Below are 6,132 nucleotides of genomic sequence, written 5' to 3'. Positions count from 1 at the left end.
GATAGTGACTGGAGCCGGTCAGCGATGCGTACCCGGCGAAAGGATCAATCGACGATTTCCAGCGATTTGGTTCGGGTCTGGTCAAGAAAGAGCTTCTTGCCAGTGATCTCGCGGAGGGCAACCATCTCGTCGAGCTTTTCCAGCTTGCAGGTAATCTGCAATCCATCGACGACCCGCCTGTCACCACGATCGATGATCCAGTTGCCGATGTAGTCGATACCCTTGCCGGTAATTTCGATCCATAGCGCGGGCTTGCTTACCGGATAGTCGAGGCTATTGGTGACGCCCTTGAGGATTTCCCGGAAGTAGTACCTGCCCGGCTCGACATCCGTGGCTAAGTAACATTCCGTTTCCTTGTTCGCTGAACAACGGCGCATCACGAAGCGCTTTGACGAATCCACGCCCTGCAAAAGCCAATGACCGGACGATTGGGTGGTCAGGCTGCCAAGGACGAAATTCGACGCATCCGGCACCACGCACGACGGCTTGGCCATGGCTGTCGTTGGCATCGTCGCGCAGGCCAGCAACAGGCTCATGCGATATCCCCACTTGGCCAGTTTACCGTTGCGAATTTCACACATCCCGAGCCTCGCTTGCTTTAGCGTGGAAGCGCGTTCGTTGAGCCAGCAACGCGCCGAGATCGGAGACAGCGGCGAGTTCTTCTATCCGCATCTCCCTGGAATCGAACAGAACCGTGAATTCATGCGCTGGTTCCTGGCAAGTCGAATCCGCCAACGCACGCCGAGGCGAGGCGAGGCGAGGCGAGGCGAAACACGGATCGCTCATTCTACTCAATGATTGCAAGCGCATGCCGCGTGGCGTCAGGTGATCGGCACGAAGCGGCAGGCCCGGAAAACGGGACCCTGCATGCCATTCAGATGACGGGCGGGTCGGCTGGGGTGTCCCCTGATTTGGTCAGGGAATGTATAGTGCGCCCGGCAAGGTGGGTACGGTGCCCGACCACGAATCACGGAGAAACAACATGGGTCTTGTTCAGGCAGTAGTGGGTTCGATCAGCGGCACCCTCGCCGACCAATGGAAGGACTTCTACACGGTTCCGGCCGGTTTGCCAGCGACGGCGGCAATGTTCGCTGCGGTGCCGCAGGGCACCAATGCCGGGCGCGGCTCGAACACGAAAGGCTCTTCGAACATCATCACCAACGGTTCGAAGATCGTGGTTCCCGAAGGCTACGGACTGCTGCTGTTCCAGGATGGCGCGGTCACCGGCTTCGCCGCAGAACCGGGTGGATACGAATGGCAATCGGATGATCTCAATTCGAAGTCGGTATTTTCCGGCGGTGGCCTCGTTGATTCCCTCATCATGCAGAGCTGGGAGCGCTTCAAGTTCGGCGGCCAGCCGGGCTCGCAGCAGGCCGCCTTCTTCGTCTCGCTGAAGGAACTGCCGGACAACCGCTTTGGTACACAATCGGAAATCTATTGGGATGATGGCTTCCTGGGCACCCAGGTAGGCGCGGTCACGCGCGGCTCGTACACCATGAAGATTGTCGATCCGATCCTGTTCGTGAAGAATTTCGTACCGGCGCGCTATCTCCAGCCCGGCGAAATCTTTGACTTTACCGACATGGACAATGCCGCCGCCAGCCAACTGTTCAATGAAGTGGTCGGTTCGCTCGCGCCCGCATTCAGTCTCTACACGAACGATCCTGCCAAGGGCAATCGCATCACCAAGCTGCAGCAGGACTCGATCGGTTTTGCGAAGAGTCTGTCCGATGCAGTGGAGAATGCCTACCAGTGGAAATCCGATCGCGGCCTGGCCATCGTCAAGACCGCCATCGTTTCCATCGAGTACGACGCGAACACGCGGGAATTGCTCAAGACTGTCCAGCGCGCCGATGCACTATCCGGTGCGCGCGGCAATTCCAATTTGCAGGCCAGCGTTGCTCAAGGCATGCAGTCGGCCGGCGAAAACACTGGTGCTGCCGGCATGATGGGCCTGGGCATGGCGTCGGGCATGATGGGCGGCATCGGCAGCCTGCAGCAGCCGGTTGCACCGGCCGCTGCGGCCGCACCCGCTGCTGACGACCCGATCGTAAAACTGAAGAAGGCCAAGGAGATGCTCGATCTCGGCCTGATCACGCAGGAAGATTACGACGCGGCCAAAGCCAAGGCGCTGGGCCTGTAAGCCACGAACCACTCATCGACCATGTCCAACACAAAAACTCCGCCACCGGAGCCGCCCTATAGCGGCCCCGGGTCACCTCAGGACGTGCCGCCGCTTCCCGGCAGCTTTCCGATCGATCCGGACACGCTGCCGGAACCGATTCGCGATGAGTTGCTGGCGCCTGATCCGGTTGCCATCGACACGTCCGCCGAAGAACTCAAGGATGGCCTCAACCGCTGTCCTAAATGCGGCTCGACCGAGATCCGGCAGAAGCCCGGCAGCGATCTGCTGGTCTGCCAATACTGCCGCAATGAGTGGCATGGCATGCGAGTCGAGGAGGAGTTCGGACTCGGCACGGGACTCGATGAGCTTTCGGGCACGATCATCGCTTCCGGCGCGCGCAACATCGAGGCTGACGCCGCCAGCCTGATGAGCTTCAAGTGCACCGGTTGCGGGGCCGAGGTGACAATCAATACCGACAACGCAATGACGGCGCGTTGCCACTGGTGCCGCCATGTCTTCGGCGTCAATGAGCAGGTGGCGAACGGCGCTGTGCCCGATGCAGTGCTGCCGTTCCACATCAAGAAGGAAGATGCGGTCGCCCGCATCCGCCAGTTCGTGGACAAGCGGCAATTGTTTGCGTTGAAGGAGTTCAAGGAGCAGTTCACGCCCGAGAACGTCATCGGTGTCTACCTGCCCTACATGATCGTCGACGGCAAGGCGAGCGCCGACATCGCGGGCCAGGGCCAGATCGAAACGCGCCGCTACACCCAGGGCAGCGGCGACAAGAAAAAAACCTACTACGATGCCGACGTGTACCAGGTCCAGCGGCACGTGGACTTCACCGTGGATGACCTGCCATTGGAATCTTCCACTGAGCGCGGCAACCTGGACACAGGGGCCAACACCAACAACATCATCAACACGATCCTGCCGTTCGATACCAAGAACGCCGTGAAGTGGAACGCGTCCTTCTTGTCAGGATTCAGCACGGAGAAGCGCGACCGCGACGTCGAACACCTGGTCCCGCGCCTCGAGGATCAACTGCTTTCGATCGCGCGCGCGCAGGTCGAACAATCCGCGGGTCGTTACGATCGTGGCGTGCGCTGGGAGCAGGAAGGCCTCGACGTCCACGGTACGCGCTGGGTTTCGATGTATCTGCCGGTGTGGCTCTACTCATACCAGCAGCCTGGCAACAACGGCGGCATGCTGCACTACATAGCGGTGAACGGCCGCACCGGCGAGACCATGGGTAGCGTGCCGGTGCAGCAATGGAAGCTGCTGACGGCTGCACTTACGGTCGGCACCTTTCTCGAAGGCATTGCACTCTGGATACTGGGGAGCTCTTGATGAGTGACGATGGCGGACTCTGGCTTCTTGCACTCGGCCCGGCCGGTGCTGCAGGTCTCTACTGGATGTTGTACCGGTACTACCGCAACACCGACAAATCACACGCATTCGAACGCGAAACGGCGGTGGATGCCAAACCGGTGACCGGTTCGGACCAGAAAATTGGCGATGTAAAGGGCACGCAAGAAACGCGCATACGAGGCGACAATCTGCGCGCCTACCGCAAGCGTGTGCAACGGATTCGGAGCGATTCCACCTAGCAGGACCACCACAAGTCGAAAGCCGGCATATAGCTGGCAGAGTTGCTCTGGCCCCAACGTCCGACGCCGGTCGCCAATTGCATCTTTATCCAGAATCTCAGGAACTCCATGTCGGAACGCCCGATCTCGCCGGAAGTGGCCGCCTCCCCCTCAGGAGCGGGTGTCCAGATGCACGCATCGCGATTGTTTGTCTCGTGGCTGGCCGAGCAACATGCGAGCATCGCCTTCACCACCTATCAGGGGGGCAAGATATTTTTCGTCGGTGTGAATGCCAACGGCGAACTGGCGATTTTCAATCGCAACCTGGCGCGCGTCATGGGCGTAGCCGTACACGAGCATACTCTGTGGATCGCCACCCTGTGGCAACTCTGGCGCTTCGAGAATGTACTGAAGCCCGGCGAGAGATATGGCGCGTACGACCGGTACTACGTGCCGCAACTGGCCTACACCACCGGCGACATTGATGTGCATGATGTGGGAGTCGATGCCGATGGTGATCCCATCTTCATCAGCACGTTGTTTTCGTGCATCGCCAGACCCGATCCGAAATACAGTTTCACCCCGATCTGGAAGCCGCCATTCGTGTCCCGATACGCCGCCGAGGATCGTTGTCATCTGAACGGCCTGGCGATGCGCGACGGCCAAGCCGCCTACGTCAGTTGCGTCGCTCGCAGTGATGCCAACGAGGGCTGGCGCGAGCATCGTCGCACGGGTGGCCTGATTATCGACGTGGCGAGCAACGAGATCGTATGCAGCGGCCTGTCGATGCCGCACTCGCCGCGTTGGCACAATGGCACCTTGTACCTGCTCAACGCAGGAACCGGTGAATTCGGGCGCGTGGATCTGCAAACAGGGCAATTCATTCCGATTGCATTCTGCCCGGGATTCCTGCGCGGACTGTCGTTCTCAGGTGACTACGCTGTCGTGGGTCTGTCCATGCAGCGCAAGGGGAGCGCCCTGAGCGACTTGCTGCTAGACGAAAACCTGGCCGAGCGCGGTATTCAGGCTCGCTGCGCCGTACAGGTCATCGACTTGAAGCGAGGAGATGTGGTGCATGAGTTGCGCCTGGGCGGTGCAATCGAGGAATTGTTCGACACTGCCATCATTCCCGGGGCGCGCAACTGTGGATCGGTCGGCTTTATATCGGATGAAATTCGCCACACGCTGTTCCTGCGGGAATAGCAAGTCGAGAAAACACTGCTGCCAGATTCGCGCGCTGTGCCACGAGCAACTGCAAGGAGTTTGTAGCTGATCAATCCGACTGAACAGCGCCCGAGTCTTCACGGTTCCAGGGCGGGTCCCATCCGACTGAACTGCGAGTTCATCGCTCTCGCCAGTCGTTCATCCGTTGCCGACGCCACTGAATTCTCCAGCCAGCATGCGCGTTACTCGGCGAACGACACCTGATCGCGTCCGGAACTCTTCGAAACATACAAGGCCTGATCAGCGAGATCGATCAGGTGGTCGATTGGGACGTCATCACGCATCACCGCAATTCCGATGCTCAATGTCATCTTGAACTGGCACTTCTTCGACCTGCCGAATGTGTGCGTCGCGACGAGTTCGCGGGCGCGGGCTGCCCAGTTCTTGGCGTCCTCCGGAGTCGTCTCGGGAAGCATGACGAGAAACTCCTCTCCCCCCCATCGACACAGCAGATCGACCTCGCGCAAGCTGCTCTTCAACAACTTCGCCATGTCGACAAGCGCCTCGTCACCCATTGTGTGGCCGTAGGTGTCATTGATTGTCTTGAACAGATCAATATCTACGATCGCCACACAAAATACGTGCTTGAGACGCTTGCTTCGGGTCAGTTCCTGATGGAGGACTTCCGCCCCATGGCGTCGATTGAACAGCCCGGTCAGAGAATCACGTGACGCGGCATGGGAAAGCTCCTCCATCAATCGGGCACGCTCGGATGTATCCCGGATCACGGCGGTCATCTCGGTTTCGCCGCCAACACGAATTTTGGATATCGTCACCTCGATCGGAAACTCGGAGCCGTCAGCCCGAAGGCCTCTGACCGATACGCGAGATTGCATCGGTCGCGCGTTCACGGGAGAGTCGCGAAACGCAGTGACATAACCATGATGCTTGTCGACAAAGCGATCGGGCAGGAAGCGGGCAAGATTGCTGCCGTTGACGTCCTCGCTTTCAACGCGAAATATGTTGCGCGCTGACTGATTCATCAACTTGATCGTGTGTCTTTCATCGATGGTGATGATGCCGTCGTAGGCTGTCTCGACTACAGCCTCGAAACGTTGCCTGACTTCGTGCAGTTGCTGTTCGAGAAACTTGCGCTCGGATATGTCGATCAAGGTGACAATGGCGCGCTGCCCGCTTGCGGATGCACCAATAATCGGAGACACCACCATGCGCCACCAATGTGACGCACCTTCACGC

General features: G+C 59.2%; 6 protein-coding genes. 4 read left to right on the top strand and 2 right to left on the bottom strand.

Annotated elements, in window-relative coordinates; all coding sequences use genetic code 11:
- Nucleotides 1-44: 44 nt before the first annotated feature.
- The gene (locus WBP53_RS09770; RefSeq protein ID WP_423928381.1) at nt 45-536 is read right to left on the bottom strand and encodes a hypothetical protein; all 492 of its coding nucleotides are present in this window, start codon (nt 534-536) and stop codon (nt 45-47) included.
- 446 nt (nt 537-982) lie between these two features.
- Here WBP53_RS09770 and WBP53_RS09765 point away from each other — a divergent pair, with 446 nt between their 5' ends.
- The 4 genes from WBP53_RS09765 to WBP53_RS09750 all read left to right on the top strand — a co-directional run bounded on the left by WBP53_RS09765 (nt 983) and on the right by WBP53_RS09750 (nt 4,914).
- Nucleotides 983-2,143 carry an SPFH domain-containing protein gene (locus tag WBP53_RS09765; protein WP_423928379.1) on the top strand — a complete coding sequence of 387 codons (1,161 nt, stop codon included), beginning with the start codon at nt 983-985 and terminating at the stop codon, nt 2,141-2,143.
- Between the two features lie 21 nt (nt 2,144-2,164).
- Nucleotides 2,165-3,472: a TFIIB-type zinc ribbon-containing protein gene (locus tag WBP53_RS09760; protein WP_423928377.1), complete on the top strand. Its 1,308-nt coding sequence runs from the start codon at nt 2,165-2,167 to the stop codon at nt 3,470-3,472.
- Nucleotides 3,472-3,732: a hypothetical protein gene (locus WBP53_RS09755; RefSeq protein ID WP_423928375.1), complete on the top strand. Its 261-nt coding sequence runs from the start codon at nt 3,472-3,474 to the stop codon at nt 3,730-3,732. The genes WBP53_RS09760 and WBP53_RS09755 overlap by 1 nt, the downstream gene beginning before the upstream one ends.
- 108 nt (nt 3,733-3,840) lie before the next feature.
- Nucleotides 3,841-4,914 carry a TIGR03032 family protein gene (locus WBP53_RS09750; protein ID WP_423928373.1) on the top strand — a complete coding sequence of 358 codons (1,074 nt, stop codon included), beginning with the start codon at nt 3,841-3,843 and terminating at the stop codon, nt 4,912-4,914.
- Between the two features lie 203 nt (nt 4,915-5,117).
- On the opposite strand, the gene WBP53_RS09745 is transcribed toward WBP53_RS09750, so the two are convergent.
- Nucleotides 5,118-6,132 (bottom strand): sensor domain-containing diguanylate cyclase (locus tag WBP53_RS09745; protein ID WP_423928371.1); only part of this gene is annotated, 1,015 nt, incomplete at its 5' end.

The sequence above is a fragment of the Dokdonella sp. genome, from assembly GCF_049593775.1.
In the GTDB taxonomy this organism is placed as follows: domain Bacteria; phylum Pseudomonadota; class Gammaproteobacteria; order Xanthomonadales; family Rhodanobacteraceae; genus Dokdonella.
The sequence above is the reverse complement of the archived record's forward strand: the minus strand, read 5'-3'. Positions and strand labels throughout refer to the sequence as shown.

Bases quoted from the DNA above. Each gene is read 5' to 3' on its own strand.
- WBP53_RS09770 (WP_423928381.1), bottom strand. From the start codon at position 536: ATGAGCCTGTTGCTGGCCTGCGCGACGATGCCAACGACAGCCATGGCC.
- WBP53_RS09765 (WP_423928379.1), top strand. From the start codon at position 983: ATGGGTCTTGTTCAGGCAGTAGTGGGTTCGATCAGCGGCACCCTCGCC.
- WBP53_RS09760 (WP_423928377.1), top strand. From the start codon at position 2,165: ATGTCCAACACAAAAACTCCGCCACCGGAGCCGCCCTATAGCGGCCCC.
- WBP53_RS09755 (WP_423928375.1), top strand. From the start codon at position 3,472: ATGAGTGACGATGGCGGACTCTGGCTTCTTGCACTCGGCCCGGCCGGT.
- WBP53_RS09750 (WP_423928373.1), top strand. From the start codon at position 3,841: ATGTCGGAACGCCCGATCTCGCCGGAAGTGGCCGCCTCCCCCTCAGGA.